Source organism: Simplicispira hankyongi, assembly GCF_003570885.1.
Taxonomy (GTDB): domain Bacteria; phylum Pseudomonadota; class Gammaproteobacteria; order Burkholderiales; family Burkholderiaceae_C; genus Simplicispira; species Simplicispira hankyongi.
The window spans coordinates 737295-756304 of record NZ_QXJC01000001.1 but is presented as its reverse complement, the minus strand read 5'-3'; the positions used below and the strand labels follow the sequence as shown (position 1 = coordinate 756304).

17 protein-coding genes and 1 tRNA gene are annotated in these 19010 nt (G+C 62.3%); 8 read left to right on the top strand and 10 right to left on the bottom strand.

Features of this window, described 5'->3' with window-relative positions; genetic code table 11:
- Positions 1–195 precede the first annotated feature (195 nt).
- A complete protein-coding gene (locus D3F03_RS03395; RefSeq protein ID WP_281271416.1) occupies positions 196–1725 on the top strand; it encodes a methyl-accepting chemotaxis protein in 1530 nt (509 codons plus the stop codon).
- A 125-nt stretch (positions 1726–1850) separates the two neighbouring features.
- Here the strand turns inward: D3F03_RS03395 and D3F03_RS03390 are convergent, their stop codons facing one another.
- The gene (locus D3F03_RS03390; RefSeq protein ID WP_119107919.1) at positions 1851–3557 is read right to left on the bottom strand and encodes an electron transfer flavoprotein-ubiquinone oxidoreductase; all 1707 of its coding nucleotides are present in this window, start codon (positions 3555–3557) and stop codon (positions 1851–1853) included.
- 141 nt (positions 3558–3698) lie between these two features.
- On the opposite strand from D3F03_RS03390, the gene D3F03_RS03385 reads away from it, so the two are divergent.
- Together D3F03_RS03385 and D3F03_RS03380 are read left to right on the top strand one after the other, a co-directional pair.
- On the top strand, positions 3699–4481 hold the full coding sequence (locus D3F03_RS03385; protein WP_119107918.1) for an SDR family oxidoreductase: 783 nt from the start codon (positions 3699–3701) through the stop codon (positions 4479–4481).
- Between the two features lie 152 nt (positions 4482–4633).
- Positions 4634–5056: an acyl-CoA thioesterase gene (locus tag D3F03_RS03380; RefSeq protein ID WP_119107917.1), complete on the top strand. Its 423-nt coding sequence runs from the start codon at positions 4634–4636 to the stop codon at positions 5054–5056.
- A 98-nt stretch (positions 5057–5154) separates the two neighbouring features.
- Here D3F03_RS03380 and D3F03_RS03375 read toward each other — a convergent pair whose 3' ends face one another.
- From D3F03_RS03375 to D3F03_RS03365, 3 genes are all read right to left on the bottom strand, one after another.
- Positions 5155–5745: a peroxidase-related enzyme gene (locus tag D3F03_RS03375; RefSeq protein WP_119107916.1), complete on the bottom strand. Its 591-nt coding sequence runs from the start codon at positions 5743–5745 to the stop codon at positions 5155–5157.
- Between the two features lie 125 nt (positions 5746–5870).
- Positions 5871–7319: a catalase gene (locus D3F03_RS03370; protein ID WP_119108551.1), complete on the bottom strand. Its 1449-nt coding sequence runs from the start codon at positions 7317–7319 to the stop codon at positions 5871–5873.
- A 215-nt stretch (positions 7320–7534) separates the two neighbouring features.
- Positions 7535–8077 (bottom strand): PAS and helix-turn-helix domain-containing protein, encoded by a 543-nt coding sequence (locus D3F03_RS03365; RefSeq protein ID WP_119107915.1) that lies wholly within the window; start codon positions 8075–8077, stop codon positions 7535–7537.
- A gap of 76 nt (positions 8078–8153) precedes the next feature.
- Here D3F03_RS03365 and D3F03_RS03360 point away from each other — a divergent pair, with 76 nt between their 5' ends.
- From D3F03_RS03360 to galE, 3 genes are all read left to right on the top strand, one after another.
- Positions 8154–8861 (top strand): CoA transferase subunit A, encoded by a 708-nt coding sequence (locus D3F03_RS03360; RefSeq protein WP_119107914.1) that lies wholly within the window; start codon positions 8154–8156, stop codon positions 8859–8861.
- Position 8862: 1 nt separating this feature from the next.
- On the top strand, positions 8863–9501 hold the full coding sequence (locus D3F03_RS03355) for a 3-oxoacid CoA-transferase subunit B (protein WP_119107913.1): 639 nt from the start codon (positions 8863–8865) through the stop codon (positions 9499–9501).
- Between the two features lie 176 nt (positions 9502–9677).
- Entirely contained in the window at positions 9678–10694 is a 1017-nt protein-coding gene (gene galE, locus D3F03_RS03350) for a UDP-glucose 4-epimerase GalE (RefSeq protein ID WP_119107912.1), read from the top strand.
- 198 nt (positions 10695–10892) lie between these two features.
- On the opposite strand, the gene D3F03_RS03345 is transcribed toward galE, so the two are convergent.
- The 4 genes from D3F03_RS03345 to D3F03_RS03330 form a co-directional block, all read right to left on the bottom strand.
- Positions 10893–11852, bottom strand: coding sequence for an IS5 family transposase (locus D3F03_RS03345; RefSeq protein ID WP_119107911.1), 960 nt, complete (start codon positions 11850–11852; stop codon positions 10893–10895).
- Between the two features lie 78 nt (positions 11853–11930).
- Positions 11931–12020: transfer RNA gene (locus tag D3F03_RS03340), tRNA-Ser, on the bottom strand.
- Between the two features lie 560 nt (positions 12021–12580).
- Positions 12581–13501 (bottom strand): SPFH domain-containing protein, encoded by a 921-nt coding sequence (locus tag D3F03_RS03335; RefSeq protein WP_119107910.1) that lies wholly within the window; start codon positions 13499–13501, stop codon positions 12581–12583.
- Between the two features lie 41 nt (positions 13502–13542).
- On the bottom strand, positions 13543–13968 hold the full coding sequence (locus D3F03_RS03330) for an NfeD family protein (protein ID WP_119107909.1): 426 nt from the start codon (positions 13966–13968) through the stop codon (positions 13543–13545).
- 150 nt (positions 13969–14118) lie between these two features.
- Here D3F03_RS03330 and D3F03_RS03325 point away from each other — a divergent pair, with 150 nt between their 5' ends.
- Complete coding sequence (locus tag D3F03_RS03325; RefSeq protein WP_119107908.1) at positions 14119–16485, top strand: arginine/lysine/ornithine decarboxylase; 2367 nt, start codon at positions 14119–14121, stop codon at positions 16483–16485.
- Positions 16486–16640: 155 nt separating this feature from the next.
- The gene (locus tag D3F03_RS03320; RefSeq protein ID WP_119107907.1) at positions 16641–17207 is read left to right on the top strand and encodes a fasciclin domain-containing protein; all 567 of its coding nucleotides are present in this window, start codon (positions 16641–16643) and stop codon (positions 17205–17207) included.
- A 52-nt stretch (positions 17208–17259) separates the two neighbouring features.
- On the opposite strand, the gene D3F03_RS03315 is transcribed toward D3F03_RS03320, so the two are convergent.
- Entirely contained in the window at positions 17260–18108 is an 849-nt protein-coding gene (locus tag D3F03_RS03315; RefSeq protein ID WP_119107906.1) for a DNA ligase, read from the bottom strand.
- Positions 18109–18183: 75 nt separating this feature from the next.
- Positions 18184–18972, bottom strand: a complete 789-nt coding sequence (gene fabI, locus D3F03_RS03310) for an enoyl-ACP reductase FabI (protein ID WP_119107905.1) — start codon at positions 18970–18972, stop codon at positions 18184–18186.
- Positions 18973–19010: the final 38 nt, after the last annotated feature.

Below are 19010 nucleotides of genomic sequence, written 5' to 3'. Positions count from 1 at the left end.
GGATGTGGCGGCGCCAACAGCGTTTGCACAACCGTTTTGCTGGGCTCTGTGGAATGCAAAGGAATCAAAATGAACCACTTGCCTGCTGTGCCGGTATATGGATGTTTGGGCAGCAGCACCGAAGCCGGCCTCCCGGCGGATGTTGCGGCTGTGCGCGCCCCATCGCCGGCGCCTGGGCGAAGGGTTGGCTTGAGCGTGGGCCAGAAACTGGCGCTCAGCTTTGGCCTGCTGGGGCTGGCGGTGGCGGTTCTGGGCGCGGCCACCTGGTTCACCGGAGAGGCCACGCAGCATCAGGCGGGCTTGCTGGTGCGCGAACAGTTGCCCATAGAGCGCGCCGTGCGCGACTGGAAAACGCAGTCTGTGCTCATTGGTCAGATTGCGTTGCGCGCAACGGCGACGCAGGAAGTGTTTCCCCTGCTGACCGAAATGCGCGCGCAGTTGGTCAAGGAGGAGGCATCGCGCAAGCGCATCGAAGCGGCGTGCGCGCAGTCTTCCACGCGCGATGCGACCGAGCTGGTCTGGGCGGCTGTGCTGGCTCAGCGCGCCCAATACAGCGCGCTGCGCGACGCGCTAATGAAGAATGCGCTGGAATCCAAGATCGCCAGCCAGAAAGACTTGGCCGAGCATGCCCAGGCGCTGACCGCGTACCTGGGCGCGATTGACCAACTGCTGGTCGATTCCGAAAAGGCGTCACTGGCCGAAGGAGACGCAATGATTGCGGGCGCCTCGCGCGCCCAATGGATCAGCGGCGTGGCGGTGTTGATCGTGCTGGTGTTGTCGGCGCTGTTCGGCTGGCTACTGCGCCGCTCCATCGTGTTGCCGCTGCGCCAGGCGTCAGAGGCGGCGACCACGGTGGCGCGTGGGGATCTCACGGTGCATCTGGAGACGGAGCGCGGCGATGAAATCGGCCAGCTTCTCACGGCGTTGAACCAGATGGTGGCGTCCCTGCATTTCGTCGTCACCGAGGTGCGCGATTCTGGCGACTCCATCCATACGGCCGCGGTGGAGGTGGCCGCCGGCAATGCCGACCTGAGCGCGCGCACCGAACATGCCGCCAGCAACCTCCAACAGACCGCTGCCAGCATCACCCAGCTCGCGCAGATGGTGTCCGCCAACGCGGAAAGCACCCGCCAGGCCAATGGGCTGGCGTCCGACGCCTCGCAGGTGGCCGGCAAGGGCGGCGCGGTGGTGAGTCAGGTCGTCAGGACCATGGAGGACGTGAACGCCAGCAGCCAGAAGATTGCCGAAATTGTCGGCATCATTGACGGCATTGCCTTCCAGACCAACATCCTGGCACTCAACGCGGCCGTTGAGGCGGCACGTGCTGGCGAGCAGGGCCGGGGTTTTGCCGTGGTGGCCAGCGAGGTGCGCGCGCTGGCGGGGCGCAGCAGCGCGGCGGCGCGCGAAATTCGCGTTCTGATTTCCGACAGCGTGACCAAGGCCAGCGATGGCGCGAAGCTGGTGGTGGCGGCAGGCAGCGCCATGGGGGATATCGTGCGCAGCGTGGAACGCGTCAGCACGCTGATGGCCGAGATTCACGCCGCCTCCACCGAGCAGAGCGAGCAGATTGGGCAGGTAAGCCAGTCGGTGGACCAGCTCGACCAGATGACGCAACAGAACGCGGCGCTGGTGGAAGAGGGGGCGGCCGCTGCCCAGAGCCTCAAGGAACAAGCCAACCGGCTCGCCGGTGCGATGGGCCAGTTTGTGCTGTCCCCGGCGGCTTGACGCATTCGCGGGAGGAAGCCGAAGCGCTGCACCACGCCAACGCCTTCCACCGTGAAAGTTTCAAGGAAAAACAGCCTCTAGCGCAGGTAGATAAAGGGCTCTTTGCTATAGAATTTGATTCGTTGTCACATCCCCGAGTAGTTCGGCCCGCCACCGCCCTCGGGAGGAATCCAGACAATGTTCTGCGTCGGATCCTTGATGTCGCAGGTTTTGCAGTGCACGCAGTTTTGCGCGTTGATCTGCAGGCGCTGTGCATTGCCGCCCTTGGCCTCGTCCGGCACGAACTCGTACACGCCGGCCGGGCAGTAGCGCTGCTCGGGACCGGCATATTTCGCCAGGTTGATGGCTACCGGCACGCTGGCGTCCTTGAGCGTGAGGTGCGCCGGCTGGTTCTCGGCGTGGTTGGTGTTGCTGATGAACACGCTGGAGAGTCGGTCAAACGTGAGCTTGCCGTCGGGCTTGGGGTAGGCAATGGGCTTGCACTCGGCGGCGGGCTTGAGGAAGGCGTGGTCGGGCTTGTCGCGGTGCAGCGTCCAGGGAATGCTGCCCTTGAGCACGAATTGCTCGATGCCGTTCATCAGCGTGGCGGTGGTCAGCCCCTTCTTGAACCAGGCCTTGAAGTTGCGTGCCTTGTTCAGCTCGGTGTAGAGCCAGCTTTCTTCAAATGCCTTGGGGTAGGCGGTCAGCTCGTCGTGCTGGCGGCCGGCGGCAATGGCGTCGAATGCCGCTTCTGCCGCCAACATGCCGGTCTTGATGGCGGCGTGGCTGCCCTTGATGCGGCTCACATTCAGGTAACCCGCCTCGCAGCCCACCAGCGCGCCACCGGGGAACACGGTCTTGGGCAGGCTCAGCAGGCCGCCCGCCGTGATGGCGCGTGCGCCGTAACCAATGCGCTTGGCTGGTTTGATGCCCTTGGATTCATCGCCTTCTAGGTACCAGCGAATGTTCGGGTGCGTCTTCCAGCGCTGGAATTCCTCGAACGGGCTGAGGTAGGGGTTGCTGTAGTCCAGCCCCGTAATGAAGCCCAGCGAAACCTTGTTGTCCTCGGCGTGGTACAGAAAGGCACCGCCATAGGTGTCGCTGTCCATGGGCCAGCCGGCGGTGTGCAGCACAAAGCCGGGCTGGTGGCGGGCCGGGTCGATCTCCCACAGCTCCTTCACCCCCAGGCCGTAGGTTTGCGGATCGCACCCCTCGTCGAGCTTGAAGCGGGCAATCAGCTGGCGGCCGAGGCTGCCACGTGCGCCTTCGGCAAACACCGTGTACTTGGCGTGCAGCTCCATGCCGAGCTGGAAGTCGCCCGTCAATTCGTGGTCTTTGCCCACGCCCATGTTGCCGGTGGCCACGCCCTTGACGCTGCCGTTGTCGTTGTAGAGCACTTCGGCGGCGGGGAAGCCGGGGAAAATCTCCACGCCCAGCGCTTCCGCCTGCTCGGCCAGCCAGCGCGTGACATTGCCCAGGCTGACGATGTAATTGCCGTGGTTCTGAAAGCACTTGGGCAAAAAGAGGTTGGGCGTGCGGAACGACGATTTTTCGCTCAGGAACACCATGGCGTCGCCGGTCACGGGCTGGTTGAGCGGGGCGCCGCGCTCCTTCCAGTCGGGGAACAGCTCGGTCAGGGCCTTCGGGTCCATGATGGCGCCAGACAGAATGTGCGCGCCCGGCTCGGAGCCCTTCTCAAGCACCACCACCGAAACTTCTTTCGCGTGCTGCGCGGCGAGCTGCTTGAGCCGGATGGCGGTGGACAGGCCCGCCGGCCCGCCGCCGACGATCACCACGTCGTATTCCATGGATTCACGGGGGCCGTGGGCGCTGAGGATTTCTTCGTTGGTCATGGCGTGGGATCTGCGTTTGATAATGAAGGGGATTCTCCCGGCAGCGCATGGGGCGCAACTGTCCGGCATGCGACCGATTGTATGCAACGGCGATGATAAAAGAACGACCGTTCTATTTTTGATTTTTCAAGGAGTGCAGTGATGGCCTACAGCATCGATCTCTCGGGCCGTGTGGCCTTTGTCACCGGCGCGTCCAGCGGCCTTGGGGCGCAGTTTGCGCGCACCCTGGCCAAGGCCGGCGCTGGCGTGGTGCTGGCGAGCCGCCGCATAGAGAAACTCAAGGAGCTGCGCGCCCGTATTGAGGGCGAGGGCGGTGACGCGCATGTGGTCGAGCTGGACGTGACCGATTTCGATTCCATCAAATCCGCCGTGGCGCATGCCGAGACTGAGATGGGTTCCATCGATATCCTGGTCAACAACTCGGGCGTCTCCACTACGCAGCGCCTGCAGGATGTGACACCCGACGACTACGACTACATCTTCGACACCAACGTCAAAGGCGCCTTTTTCGTCGCGCAGGAAGTCGGCAAGCGCATGCTGGCGCGCTCGCGCGGTGCGGCGCCCGGCAGCTTTACCGGTGGGCGCATCATCAATATCGCTTCCATGGCGGGGCTCAAGGTGCTGCCGCAGATTGGCGCCTACTGCATGAGCAAGGCGGCCGTGGTGCAAATGACCAAGGCGATGGCGCTTGAATGGGGGCGTTTTGGCATCAATGTGAACGCGCTGTGCCCCGGCTACATCGACACCGAGATCAACCACGACCACTGGCACACCGAGCACGGCCAGAAACTTGTTGCCATGCTGCCGCGCAAGCGCGTGGGCCAGCCGCAGGACCTGGACGCGCTGATCGTCATGCTGGCCAGCGACCAGAGCCATTTTGTCAATGGCGCAGTGATTGCCGCCGACGACGGTTTTGCCGTCTGAATTTCCCCCTGCGTCGCTTCGCGCCTTTCCCCAAGGGGGACGCCTCCGGTGGACTGGCGAAGCCAGATCCACGGCGGCACTGGTATTGGCGCGCGCCAGTTTTTGCGCTTCGCACCACGCCAGGCCTTCCTAGCTTTAATCGGTTGTATTCCATGAGAATCGAAATTCCCGAGCACAAGAAACTGGTGCACGAAATGCGCTTTCCCGTGCGCTGGGGCGACATGGACGCCATGGGCCATGTGAACAACACGGTGTACTTCCGCTACCTGGAGACGGCACGCATCGACTGGATGGTGGCCGCGGGCTGCAACCCCGATCCGGCGGGCCAGGGGCCGGTCATCGTGAACGCTTTCTGTAACTTTTACCAGCAGCTCCAGTACCCCGACGAGGTGCTGCTCAAGCTCTACGTCAGCGACCCGGGCCGCACCACGTTTGAAACCTGGGGCACGATGGAGCGCATTGCTGCGCCTGGCGTGGTCTGCGCGGCCGGCGGGGCGACGACCATCTGGGTGGATTTCCCCAGGCAGAAGGCAATGGACTTGCCCGGCTGGATGCGGGCGCTGGTGACGCCGTGAGCCGCGCGGTGGTGCGCAAGCGCCGCATTGTCAAAGCTTCAAGGAAAATTGGCTTCTAGCGCTTATCCCATAAGCGCTAACAGCTATCAATTCAGGAGTTATTGCTTCTGCCGAGGCACGCGCCCCATCAGGTAAAACTCGGGATTTGGCTGCATGCCGGCAAAGCTGGCCATGCGGTTGGACAGGCCGAAGAACGCGGTGATGGCGGCAATGTCCCAGATGTCCTCGTCGTCAAAACCATGCGCGTGCAGCGCCTCGAAATCGCTGTCGTCAAGTTCGGCCGAGCGCAGGCAGACCTTCATCGCAAAATCGAGCATGGCGCGCTGGCGTGGGCTGATGTCGGCCTTGCGGTGGTTCACCGCCACCTGGTCGGCCACAAAAGGCTTCTTCTCGTGGATGCGCAGGATGGCGCCGTGGGCCACCACGCAGTACAGGCACTGGTTGGCCGCGCTGGTGGTGGTGACGATCATCTCCCGATCGCCCTTGGTGAGATGGCTGGTGCGGCCCGCGCTCTCGGGGTCCATCAGCGCGTCGTGGTAGGCAAAGAAGGCGCGCCACTCTGCGGGGCGGCGCGCGAAGCCCAGAAATACGTTGGGGATGAAGCCCGCCTTTTCCTGCACTTCCAGCACTTTGGCCTTGATGTCGTCGGGCAGGGCGTTGAGGTCGGGCGCGGGGTAGCGTGCGGTCATGGGTGGGCTCCTTGGTTTCAGCTGTTGTCTCTGCCGGGAATGATACGTGCGGCCATCTTTGGGCAGAGGCGGGCACGAAAAAGGCGCCGGGCCGAAGCCGAGCGCCTTGCGTCATGCCGCGCTGCTTACTTGAGCGTGCCCGCCTTGAGTGCTGCGAGTGCCGCCGCCACGCCGGCGCCGTAGGCCGGGTCGGCCTTGGTGCAGTGGGCAATGTGGCGTTCCTGGATGGCCTTTGACGCGCCACCGACCGAGCGGGCGGTGTTGTCAAACAGCACTTGCTGCTTTTCCGGCGCCATCAAACGGAACAGGTTGCCCGGCTGCGAGTAATAGTCCTCGTCCACGCGGTGGTTCCAGTGGTCGGCTGCGCCTTCGAGCGACAGCGGTGGCTCGGCAAAGTCGGGCTGCTCCTGCAATGCACCCTTGCTATTGGGCTCGTAGCCCACCTCCGCGCCGTTGTTGCTGTCCACGCGCATCGCGCCGTCGCGGTGGTTGCTGTGAAAGGGGCATTGCGGCGCATTCACCGGAATCTGGTGGTGGTTGACGCCCAGGCGGTAACGCTGTGCGTCGCCATAGCTGAAAAGGCGCGACTGCAGCATCTTGTCGGGCGAGAAACCGATGCCGGGCACCACGTTGGCCGGGTTGAAGGCCAGTTGCTCGATTTCGGCAAAGTAGTTCTCGGCGTTGCGGTTGAGCTCCAACACGCCCACGTCGATCAGCGGGTAGTCGCCGTGCGGCCAGACTTTGGTCAGGTCAAAGGGGTTGAGGTGGTAGGTGGCCGCGTCTTTCTCGGGCATGACCTGGATCTTCAGGTTCCAGCGCGGGAAGTCCTTGTTGTCGATGGCGTTCAGTAAGTCGCTTTGCGAGCTTTCGCGGTCCTTGCCGACCAGGGCCTCGGCTTCGGCGTCGGTCAGGTTCTGGATGCCTTGCTGCGTGACGAGGTGGAACTTGACCCAGAAGCGCTCGTTCTTCGCATTGATCAGGCTGAAGGTGTGGCTGCCAAAGCCGTGCATGTGGCGGTAGGACTTGGGCAGGCCCCGGTCGCTCATCACGATGGTGATCTGGTGCAGCGCCTCGGGCAGCAGGGTCCAGAAGTCCCAGTTGTTCTCGGCGCTGCGCATGTTGGTACGCGGGTCGCGCTTGACGGCGCGGTTCAGGTCCGGGAACTTCAGCGGGTCGCGCAGGAAGAACACCGGCGTGTTGTTGCCCACCAGGTCCCAGTTGCCTTCCTCGGTATAGAACTTCATGGCAAAGCCGCGAATATCGCGTTCGGCATCGGCCGCACCGCGCTCGCCGGCCACGGTGGAAAAGCGCATCGCCAAAGGCGTTTTCTTGCCGATGGCTGAAAACAGCTTGGCCTTGCTGTAGCGCGTGATGTCGTGCGTGACGGTGAAGTGGCCAAACGCACCCGAACCCTTGGCATGCATGCGCCGTTCGGGGATCACTTCGCGGGCAAAGTGGGCGAGTTTTTCCAGGTGCCACACGTCCTGCAGCAGCATCGGGCCACGTGGCCCTGCTGTCATGACGTTCTGGTTGTCGGCAACAGGTGCGCCGGCGGCGGTGGTGAGCTTGGACATGGTGAATCCTTTCATACGAAAACAAAATATTGAGCGCTGGCTCCTGGCCAGATGGCAAGGGGCAGGGTCTCTATTCCAATTAATAGCTAATAACTATTAATATGAATTTATTATTTTCGTTTTCTATGAAAAGGGCGAGCCTTGGCCCATCGTATTTATGCAAGGCGGTGATAGCCGGTGCCTTTGAAGGCGGGCAGGGGGTGAGAGTCTCGGCTTCAGCCCGTGACGAGTTTGTGCACCAAGTCCACGGCGGTGGATGCGCTGTATTTGCGCATCAGCCGGGCGCGGTAAATTTCTACGGTGCGGTGGCTGATGTCCAGAATTTTGCCAATTTCCTTGGACGTCAGACCTTCGAGCAGGCGTGCTGCCACCTCACGTTCGCGTCCTGTCAAACTGGATTTCACGGCACGGCGCTCGCTCAGGTCTTCCAGCGTCCAGATGCCAGCAGCATGGGGATCGGCGCGGTCGAGCGCACGGCCCGAGACATGGCACCAGAACATCTCGCCGTTGGCCCGCTTCATGATGCGGTTGTCCGAGTAGTGCCCCTTGGCGTTCAGGATGGGTTCCATGTGCGCGCCCAGGCGTTCGTATTCCTCGGCGCTCGGGTAGAGAATGCGAAACGACTGCCCCACCAGCACCTCGCGCGAGGCACCAAACATGGCGCAGAGATGGTCGTTGCAGTCGATCATGTCCCGATTGCGGGACACCACCATGCCCACCGGGGCCATTTCAAATGCAAGACGATAGTCAATGGGCATGGTGAAAATATCTACGAAAAACTACCTATATTAATACGTAGTATCGTTCGATAAACCTAATCAACAGGAGAGACGCGTGAACAAGGTATTTGCTTCAGCCACCGAAGCCCTCGCGGGGGTGGTGGAGGACGGCCAGTTGCTGGCGGTTGGCGGGTTTGGGCTGTGCGGGATTCCGGAGGCCCTGATCGAGGCGCTCCAGGCCAGCGGGGTCAAGGATCTCACCGTGGTCTCCAACAACGCAGGCGTGGACGGCTTCGGTCTTGGCAAACTGCTTGAGACGCGCCAGATCAAGAAAATGATCTCCAGCTACGTGGGGGAAAACAAGGAGTTCGAGCGCCAGTTCCTGGCCGGTGAGCTTGAATTGGAATTCACTCCCCAAGGTACGCTGGCCGAAAAGCTGCGCGCGGGTGGCGCCGGCATTCCAGCGTTCTTCACCAAGACCGGCGTGGGCACCATGGTGGCCGAAGGCAAGGAACTGCGCGAATTCGACGGCGAAACCTACGTCATGGAGCGCTCGCTGGTGCCGGACGTGGCGCTCGTCAAGGCCCATCGCGCAGACAAATCGGGCAACCTGCAGTTTCGCCTGACGGCACGCAACTTCAACCCGGCCGCGGCCATGGCCGGCAAGGTCTGCATCGTGGAAGTCGAGGAAATCGTCGAGACCGGAGCCATGGTGCCTGACGAAGTGCACCTGCCTGGTATCTACGTGCACCGCATCGTGCACAACCCGAACCCGGAAAAGCGCATTGAAAAGCGCACGCTGACCGACAAGAAAGGAGCCTGACATGCCTTGGACCCAAGACCAGATGGCGGCCCGCGCCGCGCAAGAACTCGAAGATGGTTTCTATGTGAATCTCGGCATCGGGATTCCTACGCTCGTCGCCAATTTCACTGGTGACAAAGAGGTGTGGCTGCAGTCGGAAAACGGCATGCTGGGCATCGGCCCCTTTCCCACCGAAGACCGGGTGGACGCCGACCTGATCAACGCCGGCAAGCAGACCGTGACCACGCTGCCCGGATCGTCCATTTTCGGCAGCCACGACAGCTTTGCCATGATTCGCGGCGGCAAGATCAACCTCTCGATTCTCGGTGCCATGCAGGTGAGCGAAGAAGGCGACCTGGCCAACTGGATGATTCCCGGCAAGATGGTCAAGGGCATGGGCGGCGCCATGGACCTGGTTGCCGGTGTGAAGCGCGTGATCGTGCTCATGGAGCACGTGGCGCGCAAGAAGGACGGCACCGAAGACCTGAAAATTCTGCCCAGCTGTACGCTGCCGCTCACGGGTGTGGGCGTGGTGGACCGCATCATCACCGACCTGGCCGTGATCGACGTGACGCCCGAGGGCCTCAAGGTGATCGAACTCGCACCTGGGGTAACGTTCGAGGCATTGCAAGCAAAGACCGGGGTGACGCTGCGACAATAGGACTGCACGGAGAGGTTGGATTAGCGAAAACGGGCCCGTCAAGGCCCGTTTTTCTTTTAGGGGTTTCGTTCGCAGCCTTCTCCAAAGCAAGCACAGGATTTTTCGATGTATTCACGCCGCTTCTGCTCTGTTGACCTCGCGTTCGCCATCCAATCGCTACTAATGGGAGCCGCTACATGATTTTGGTGACCGGAGGCGCCGGCTATATCGGCTCACACACTGGCGTGGCGCTCGCAGCGGCAGGCCAGCCGTATGTCGTACTCGACAATTTCAGCAACAGCCGCCGCAGCGTGCTGGAGCGCGTCGGCCGTATCACCGGGGTGGTGCCCCAGTGCATTGAGGGCGATGTGCGCGATGCGGCCTTGCTGGACAGCGTGTTTGCGAACTACCCCATTACTGCCGTCATGCACTTCGCTGGACTCAAGGCTGTGGGCGAGTCTGTGCGTGAGCCCTTGCGCTATTACGACAACAACGTGGTGGGCACGGTATCGCTGTTGCGCGCCATGCAGCGGGCACAGGTGCACACGCTGGTGTTTTCTTCCTCCGCCACGGTGTATGGCGATCCGGCCAGATCGCCCATCCGCGAAGATTTCCCACTCACCGCCACCAACCCTTACGGCTGGAGCAAGCTGATGATGGAGCAGGTACTGGCCGATGTGGATACGGCCAATCCTGGCCAATGGCGCATTGCCCGGCTGCGTTACTTCAACCCGGTCGGGGCGCATGAGAGTGGTCTGATTGGAGAGGACCCGCAAGACGTTCCGAACAACCTGTTGCCCTATGTGGCGCAGGTGGCCGCTGGCCAACGCAAATGCCTCAGCGTGTATGGCGACGACTACCCTACACCCGACGGCACGGGTGTGCGCGACTACATCCACGTTTGCGATCTGGCAGAGGGCCACGTGGCGGCGCTGCGCTACCTGCAAAGCCACACGGGCGTACTCACCGTGAATCTGGGAACTGGGCGACCCGTGTCCGTATTGGAGATGGTTCGCGGTTTCGAGCAGGCCAGCGGCCGCCCGGTCCCCTACCAGGTGGTGGCGCGGCGCCCTGGCGACGTGGCCGAGTGCTGGGCCGACCCGGCGCTGGCCGAGCGCCTGCTGGGCTGGCGAGCGCGTCATGGCGTGGAGCGCATGTGCCAGGATGCTTGGCGCTGGCAGGACGGTGTTGGGCGCAGCGTGAATCGGGAGTAGTCAGTTGCTTCAGCGTGAGCGCTTTTAAAAATAAAAAAGGCCTAAGTGAATCAATCACTTAGGGATGCTCTGCTTAAAGCGACTTTGAGTGTGCTGATGGCTCCCAGTTGAGCCAATTTGCAGAATGGGCGCGTGGCGCAGCGATTTTTCAGCCTGTACGGGCAGTTCTCTCGGCCCCTTGGCCGTTTGCAGGCGCACTCATCCCTGCGCTCTCATCAAAGTTCGCCGGGCCATCCACAGGTTGGACAGCGCAAACAGCGTGTGCAGTTGTGCCGTGTTCTTGCTCAAGCCGCGGTAGCGCACCTTGACGTGGCCAAACTGGCGCTTGAGCACCCTAAACGGATGCTCGACCTTGGCCCGGATGCTGGCCTTGATGCGTTCGAGCTGGTCGGTCAGGTCGTCGACCAGCCGGGTCTTGTCCAGCAGCTTGCGTTTGCCCGGGCGCATGGCAATGTTCCAGCGCACGCCCTCCTTGGCATCGGCCCGCTTGGCAGCGCCCTGGTAGCCAGCGTCGCCCCAGGCTTCGACTTCCTCGCCGTGCAGCAAGGTATTGGCCTCGACCACATCGCTGACGCTGCCTGCCGTTCCCCGCACCGTGTGCACCAGACCCGAGTCCGCGTCCACGCCAATGTGGGCCTTCATGCCGAAGTACCACTGATTGCCCTTCTGGCTTTGCTTCATCTGCGGGTCGCGCTTACCCGATGCGTTTTTGGTCGAGCTCGGTGCGGCAATCAGTGTGGCATCGACGACGGTGCCGGTGCGCAGCAGCAGTCCCTTGGCGCTGAGCAGTTCGTTGATGAGCGCCAGGATCTGCGGGGCCAGCTTGTGTTCTTCCAGCAGCCGGCGGAATCGAAGAATCGTCGTCTCGTCGGGCACTGCGGTGTCCCAGGTCAGGCCAGCGAATTCACGGAACAACGGCACGTCGTGCAGTGCCTCTTCCATGGCCGGATCGCTCAGCGTAAACCATTGCTGCATGAAGTGCACCCGCAGCATGGTCTCCACAGCAAACGGCGGGCGTCCGCGATTGCCTTGCGGTGCGTACGGCGTGATCAGAGCAACCAGTTCCGCCCACGGCACCACGCGCTCCATCTCCCCCAGGAACTCACGCTTGCGCGTGCGCTTGGTTGTCAGGTTCAGGCCAAGGTCCGCTTGCTTCATGCTTCAGATTTTCTCAGCTCATCGGCTCGCCGAGCACATCGGAAGCCGATTTATGCAGACTTTCCTTAGGCCTGTATCTGGCGGAGAGGGCGGGATTCGAACCCGCGGTGGGGATAAACCCACACACGCTTTCCAGGCGTGCGACTTAAACCGCTCATCCACCTCTCCGAAGCCCACGATTATGCCATGTGCGCGGTGCGTGCTGGGCGCTTTGGCGTGATTAAGAGCGTGACTGGCGCGTCTGTCTTGCGCCCGTGTGCGATTTCAGCGCCCTGGCCAATTTCATGGGGGATGGGTCCGCAAGCTCGGGCAGTGTGTCCGCCTCACCGTCAATGGTCGTCGTGCGGATCGCCTGCTCTGCCTGCAAGGCAGGTTGGTGGACGGTCACCAGAAATTTTCGCCGCCATGGTTCGGTTCCGCCCCCTCGTATTTGGCTTGCCAGAGTGCGTCGTCTGCATGCTGGAGCCAGGCGTCCAAGCGCTGTGTACTTCCTGCCGCCATGCAAGCCAAGCCTATGTTGGCAGCCCCGAGCGTGCCCAGGCTGGCAACTGGCGGATCGGCGAGTTTTGTCGCAGCTTGTGGGCCAGGTGCAGGGAATTCTCTTCCGAGGTATCGGGCTGCAACAGTACCAACGCTTCTCCACCAAACCCGGACACTTGGTCCGTTTACCGCATGGCCTGTGCCATCCGTTCGGCTAGCAATGCGAAAAGCGTTGGAAGAAAGAACCTCTACGCGGCGCGCTGCCCAGTGCTCTGCACCATCTTCATCGCCGACCCGATCAATGCCGACACCTCGGTCATGTTGCTAGGCACGATCAGCGTCGTGGTGGCGTCGGCTGCGACCTTGCTGTACGCCTCCACGGCTTTTTCTGCCACCTTGAGCTGTACCGCCAGATCGCCGCCGGGCTGGCGAATGGCGTTGGCGACGCGTTCAATGGCCTGGGCCGTGGCATCGGCGACGGCCAGAATGGAGGCCGCTTGACCCTGTGCGTTGTTGATGACCGCCTGCTTCTCGCCTTCTGAGCGGGCGATGAAGGCCTCGCGCTCACCGGTGGCGATGTTGATCTGCTCCTGGCGGCGGCCTTCGGAGGCGGCAATCAAGGCGCGTTTTTCGCGCTCGGCGGTGATCTGGGCCTGCATGGCGTGCAGGATTTCCTTGGGAGGCGTGAGGTCCTTGATCTCGTAGCGCAGCACCTTCACGCCCCAGTTCAGCGCTGCCTCGTCAATGGCCTGCACCACCTGGGCGTTGATGATGTCGCGTTCTTCAAAGGTTTTGTCGAGTTCGAGCTTGCCGATGACGCTGCGCAGCGAGGTCTGCGCCAGTTGCGTCACGGCGACGATGTAGTTGCTCGAACCGTAGCTCGCGCGCATCGGGTCGGTCACTTGAAAGTACAGGATGCCGTCCACCTGCAACTGCGTGTTGTCGCGCGTGATGCAGATCTGGCTGGGCACGTCGAGCGGGATTTCCTTCAGGCTGTGTTTGTACGCCACGCGGTCCACGAACGGCACGAGGAAATTCAGACCGGGCGTGAGGGTGCCGGCGTACTTGCCCAGGCGCTCCTTGACCCAGGCGTTTTGCTGCGGCACGACCTTGATTGAGCGCGCGATGAACAGAATGGCGATGACGAGAATGACGATGGCGACTTGCATGGAGAACGTTCCCTCTGTGTCGTTGAAATAGGTGTGGGCGCTCAGACTGGATCGACCAACAGACGGCTGCCCACCAGTTCGGCCACACGGTGCATGCCCACGCTGGGCGTGACGCCATTGCGGTGCACGGCAGTCCAGTTGGCACCGCGGTATTTGACAGCGGCGGTGCCATCGGCATTCCAGCTGTCGATCATGACCAACTCGCCCACGTCGAGATTCACGCTCCGGTCTGCCCGGGCAGAAGGATCGCCGGGGCGCCGGCGCCGGGCCCAGTGCCACGCGACGACTGCGCCGCCTCCCACCAAGGCGGCGGTCACGATTTGCACCACGGTGGACGCGCCTGCGTGCGCCGCGAGGGCTGCCGCTGCAAAGCCCACGGCCAGCATCAGCAGGTAGAAGGTGCCGGTCAGCAGTTCGGCCACCACCGTGCCCCCCGCCAGCAGCCACCAGATTGTCGATTCCGCCATCCCGCCGCCTCCGTATGCTTATTGCTTCATGAGCCCGCATTCTGGGTCAAAAGACAGAGACTTACGCGATCGGGTCGACATATTCCTTACACTGCGCGGCTATTTCGCTTTTTATCGCCGCGCAGAGGCGCGGCTGCTCGGAGGCCCCGCATGAAGTTTCGCTTTCCCATCATCATCATCGATGAGGATTACCGCTCGGAAAACACGTCCGGGCTGGGCATTCGCGCGCTGGCCCAGGCGATTGAGTCCGAGGGCTTCGAGGTGCTGGGGGTAACGAGCTACGGCGATCTGTCGCAGTTTGCGCAGCAGCAAAGCCGGGCGAGCGCCTTCATTCTGTCGATTGACGATGAAGAATTCACCCTGGGATCAGGGCTGGATCCAATCGTGCTGAGCCTGCGCAGCTTCATTGGAGAAGTGCGGCGCAAGAACGTCGATGTGCCTATTTACGTGCACGGTGAAACCAAGACCAGCCGCCACTTGCCCAACGATATCCTGCGCGAGCTCCATGGCTTTATCCACATGTTCGAGGACACGCCCGAGTTCGTGGCCAAGCACATCATCCGCGAGGCCAAGAGCTACCTCGAAGGCGTGCAGCCGCCGTTCTTCAAGGCGCTGCTCGACTACGCAGAGGATGGGTCGTATTCCTGGCACTGCCCAGGGCATTCGGGTGGTGTGGCGTTCCTCAAAAGCCCGGTGGGGCAGATGTACCACCAGTTCTATGGTGAGAACATGCTGCGCGCCGACGTCTGCAATGCGGTGGAGGAGCTGGGCCAACTGCTCGACCACAACGGCGCCATTGGCGAGAGCGAGCGCAACGCGGCGCGCATCTTCAACGCCGACCACTGCTTCTTCGTGACCAATGGCACCAGCACGTCGAACAAAATGGTGTGGCACCACACCGTGGCGCCGGGTGATGTGGTGGTGGTGGACCGCAACTGCCACAAATCCATCCTGCACAGCATCATCATGACGGGGGCGATTCCGGTTTTCCTGAAACCCACGCGCAACCACTTTGGCATCATTGGCCCGATTCCGAAAAGCGAGTTTGAGCCAGCCACGATCCAGGCCAAGATCAAAAAGAACCCACTGCTCAAGGGCGTGGATGCCAAAAAGGTGAAGCCGCGCGTGCTGACGCTTACGCAGTCGACTTACGACGGTGTGCTCTACAACACCGAAACCATCAAGGGCATGCTCGACGGCTACGTGGAGAACCTGCACTTTGACGAGGCGTGGTTGCCGCATGCAGCGTTTCACCCGTTTTATGGCAGCTACCACGCCATGGGCAAGAAGCGTACGCGGCCCCAGCATTCGGTGACCTACGCTACGCAGTCCATCCACAAGCTGCTCGCCGGCATCAGCCAGGCGAGCCATGTGCTGGTTCAGGATTCGCAGACCACCAAGCTCGACAGGCACCTCTTCAATGAGGCCTATCTGATGCACACCAGCACGAGCCCGCAGTACAGCATCATTGCCAGTTGCGACGTGGCCGCCGCCATGATGGAGCCGCCCGGTGGCACTGCCTTGGTGGAAGAAAGCATTTTGGAGGCGCTGGATTTTCGCCGCGCCATGCGCCAGATTGAAGAAGAGTTCGGCAAGAAAGATTGGTGGTTCAAGGTCTGGGGGCCGGAAAAGCTGGTCGACGAAGGCATTGGCCGCGCTGAAGACTGGATCATCCGCAGCGACAGCAAGAGCCGCAAGGTGGGCAGCAAGTGGCACGGCTTTGGCCAGCTGGCCGACGGCTTCAACATGCTCGACCCGATCAAGTCGACCATCGTCACGCCCGGGCTGAACCTCGACGGCAAGTTCGACAAGACGGGCATTCCGGCATCCATCGTCACCAAGTATTTGGCCGAGCACGGCGTGGTGGTGGAGAAGACGGGGCTTTACAGCTTCTTCATCATGTTCACCATCGGTATCACCAAGGGCCGCTGGAACACCTTGCTGACCGCGCTGCAGCAATTCAAGGACGATTACGAGAAGAACCAGCCCATGTGGCGCATCCTTCCCGAGTTCTGCCAGCAGCACAAACGCTACGAGCGCATGGGGCTGCAGGAGTTGTGCCAGCACGTGCATGAGATGTACGCCAAGTACGACATCGCGCGCCTGACGACCGAGATGTACCTCTCGGATCTGACCCCGGCCATGAAACCATCGGATGCCTTCGCGCATATCGCGCACCGTACGACCGAGCGGGTGGAAATCGACCATCTGGAGGGCCGCATCACCGTCGGCCTGGTCACGCCGTACCCACCCGGCATTCCGCTGCTGATTCCGGGCGAGGTGTTCAACAAGAAGATCGTGGACTACCTCAAGTTCGCGCGCGAATTTGCCAAGCTGTGCCCAGGCTTCGAAACCGACATTCACGGTTTGGTGGAAATCGAGGACGACGCGGGCACCGTGCGTTACTACGCCGATTGCGTGGCCGCGGGCGACGCAGAACGCGCGCCCAAGCCCTTGGCCACTGTCGAAAACCTGGTGCAGGTGGGCGACGATGGACCGTTTCACCGGCAGGTCTGACGCGAAGACGCCGGCATGAGATCGCTCCCGGCGCAGGCCGTGGAGCGATTTTTTTTGAGGCCCTCTGAATCCACTCGGCCAACGCATGCGTATGGGTTGTCAGCCGCCCGATTTTTTGTTCGAGCGGTCTGTCTCAAACCCCATAGGAGTTTTCCATGCGCATTCATTTCAAACCCCGTCTTGCCGCCATCGGCCTGTCTGTTGCCCTGTCTGCCGCCACACTGCCTGCGACGGCCCAGGTCATGGTGGGCGGTGCGCCCATGCTGCCCAGCAAGGACATCATCGACAATGCCGTCAACTCCAACGACCATACAACCCTGGTCGCCGCCGTCAAGGCTGCAGGCCTGGTCGAGACGCTCAAGGGTCCAGGTCCATTTACCGTCTTTGCCCCCACCAACGACGCCTTTGCTGCACTGCCCGCCGGCACGGTGGACACGCTCCTCAAGCCCGAGAACAAACCCACGCTGACCAAGGTGCTGACGTACCACGTGGTGGCCGGCAAGTACGACGCGGCTGCCATCATGAAAATGATCGCCGACGGTCACGGCATGGCCAAGCTCAAGACGGTAGAGGGCGGCACGCTGACAGCCAAGGCGGGTGCCATGGGCAAGGGCGTCACGGTGACCGACGAAAAGGGTGGCACGGCTGACGTGACCATTGCCGACGTGGTTCAGTCGAATGGCGTGATTCACGTGGTCGACAAGGTGCTCATGCCCAAGTAAGTGCGGCTTGCCCAGCCCGACCCGCTCGCCGTGCACATGGCCGGCGGGTTTTTTAATGCTCGGTCGGCATGTCCTCGCGCACCCTGACAAAGCTGGCAAAGCGCGGCAGACCACTGTCGTGCGTGCCGAGAAAGCGGTAGGTCACCCAACTGCCCACCGGAGGCGGTGCGGCGCGGTCTGCATCGCTAAAGCCCGTGCCCAGCTTGAAGCGCTGGCCACCCGGCATTTCGAGCAGCAGCGCCCCCATCTTGCCGGCGTGCTTGCCCTTGCCGGGCAGGTGAGCGACCACACGCGCTTCGGCGTCGTCGTGGGTTTTTACTTTGATGAGATCGTCGCTGCGACCTTCGCGGTAGAGCGAATCGCCGCAGTGCAATACCAGCCCCTCGCCGCCCGCCCGCACCGTGCGCAGCAGCAGGGCGTGCAGTGCTTCCGGGCTGCTGATGCGGTGCTGCGCAACCGCCTGTACCCAGGGTTGACCAATGTGCGCGATCGTTCTTTGCAGCTCTGGCAGGCGGTGGTCGAAAGTGCCAGGGTATGCCGGCAGGTCAAACACCATGTAGCGCATCTGCCGCCAGGCGGCGTCGCCAGCGTCCACGCTGCGCACGGTGGACTGGGCCTGTGCAAACTGGCCCCGCCCAGCCCACAGTTCACCGTCCATCGCCGTGCTCGGCCAGTTGGCGGTGAACCAGGCGGGCGGGGTGACGGGCTCGCCGCCTCGGGTACGCAGGTGCTGGCCGTCCCAATAGCCGCGTACGCCGTCGTATTTTTCGCTGACCCAATAGTCGGCCAGGGGCAACCCTGGCCGGTAGACGCTCGCTAGCAGCAGGGCCGGCGGTTCCCCGGCCTGGGCGGGTGCCCACAGCGCCAGCGCACACCAAAAAAGCGCGAGCCGTCTCTGCATGTTGCTATCTTAGTGAGAGCTGCATGCGCATAAGGGGCAAGCACTAAAGGCTGATTTGGCTTTAAATTTTGAAGCCTACACCATGTCGCGGCTGATGCCTGCCGTCTGGCTGAAACCGCCATCCACGTAGGTGATTTCGGCCGTCATGCCACTGGCCAGATCGCTCAGCAGAAACGCTGCCACGTTGCCCACGTCTTCGATGGTCACGTTGCGGCGCAGGGGTGAGGCGCTGGCCACGCCGGAGAGCAGCTTGCCGAAATCCTTGATGCCGCTGGCGGCCAGTGTCTTGATGGGGCCGGCGCTGATGCCGTTGACGCGCATGCCCTTGGGGCCCAGCGCTTCGGCCAGGTAGCGCACGCTCGCCTCCAGGCTGGCCTTGGCCAGGCCCATGGTGTTGTAGTTGGGAATGGTGCGCAGCGCGCCCAGGTACGACAGCGTCAGCAGCGCCGACTTGTCGTTCAGGTAGGGCAGGGCGGCCTTGGCCATGGCCGGGAAGCTGTAGGCGCTGATGTCGTGCGCCACGCGAAAGCCTTCGCGCGAGAGCCCTTCGAGGAAATCCCCGGCAATCGCTTCGCGCGGGGCAAAGCCGATGCTGTGCACGAAGCCGTCGAGCTTGGGCCAGGTGGCTGAAAGATCACGGAACATGCGCTCGATCTGCTCGTCGCTGGCGACGTCGCAATCGAACACCAGCTCGGAGCCGAACTCGGCGGCGAATTCGGTGATGCGGTCCTTGAAGCGTTCGCCGACGTAGCTAAAGGCGAGTTCGGCGCCCTGCTGGTGGCAGGCGCGTGCAATGCCGTAGGCAATGGAGCGGTTGGACAGCACGCCGGTAATCAGCAGCTTCTTGCCGGTTAGAAAGCCCATGGTGGTTCTCCTGTAGCGAAATGGGAAAGTGAATGCGC

What these genes read in the sequence shown, in the direction of transcription:
- D3F03_RS03335 (WP_119107910.1), bottom strand. Translation starts at nt 13,501, where the DNA reads ATGCAAGTCGCCATCGTCATTCTCGTCATCGCCATTCTGTTCATCGCG.
- D3F03_RS03390 (WP_119107919.1), bottom strand. Translation starts at nt 3,557, where the DNA reads ATGACCAACGAAGAAATCCTCAGCGCCCACGGCCCCCGTGAATCCATG.
- D3F03_RS03355 (WP_119107913.1), top strand. Translation starts at nt 8,863, where the DNA reads ATGCCTTGGACCCAAGACCAGATGGCGGCCCGCGCCGCGCAAGAACTC.
- D3F03_RS03345 (WP_119107911.1), bottom strand. Translation starts at nt 11,852, where the DNA reads ATGAAGCAAGCGGACCTTGGCCTGAACCTGACAACCAAGCGCACGCGC.
- D3F03_RS03380 (WP_119107917.1), top strand. Translation starts at nt 4,634, where the DNA reads ATGAGAATCGAAATTCCCGAGCACAAGAAACTGGTGCACGAAATGCGC.
- D3F03_RS03320 (WP_119107907.1), top strand. Translation starts at nt 16,641, where the DNA reads ATGCGCATTCATTTCAAACCCCGTCTTGCCGCCATCGGCCTGTCTGTT.
- D3F03_RS03375 (WP_119107916.1), bottom strand. Translation starts at nt 5,745, where the DNA reads ATGACCGCACGCTACCCCGCGCCCGACCTCAACGCCCTGCCCGACGAC.
- galE (WP_119107912.1), top strand. Translation starts at nt 9,678, where the DNA reads ATGATTTTGGTGACCGGAGGCGCCGGCTATATCGGCTCACACACTGGC.
- D3F03_RS03370 (WP_119108551.1), bottom strand. Translation starts at nt 7,319, where the DNA reads ATGTCCAAGCTCACCACCGCCGCCGGCGCACCTGTTGCCGACAACCAG.
- D3F03_RS03325 (WP_119107908.1), top strand. Translation starts at nt 14,119, where the DNA reads ATGAAGTTTCGCTTTCCCATCATCATCATCGATGAGGATTACCGCTCG.
- D3F03_RS03315 (WP_119107906.1), bottom strand. Translation starts at nt 18,108, where the DNA reads ATGCAGAGACGGCTCGCGCTTTTTTGGTGTGCGCTGGCGCTGTGGGCA.
- D3F03_RS03330 (WP_119107909.1), bottom strand. Translation starts at nt 13,968, where the DNA reads ATGGCGGAATCGACAATCTGGTGGCTGCTGGCGGGGGGCACGGTGGTG.
- D3F03_RS03365 (WP_119107915.1), bottom strand. Translation starts at nt 8,077, where the DNA reads ATGCCCATTGACTATCGTCTTGCATTTGAAATGGCCCCGGTGGGCATG.
- D3F03_RS03385 (WP_119107918.1), top strand. Translation starts at nt 3,699, where the DNA reads ATGGCCTACAGCATCGATCTCTCGGGCCGTGTGGCCTTTGTCACCGGC.
- fabI (WP_119107905.1), bottom strand. Translation starts at nt 18,972, where the DNA reads ATGGGCTTTCTAACCGGCAAGAAGCTGCTGATTACCGGCGTGCTGTCC.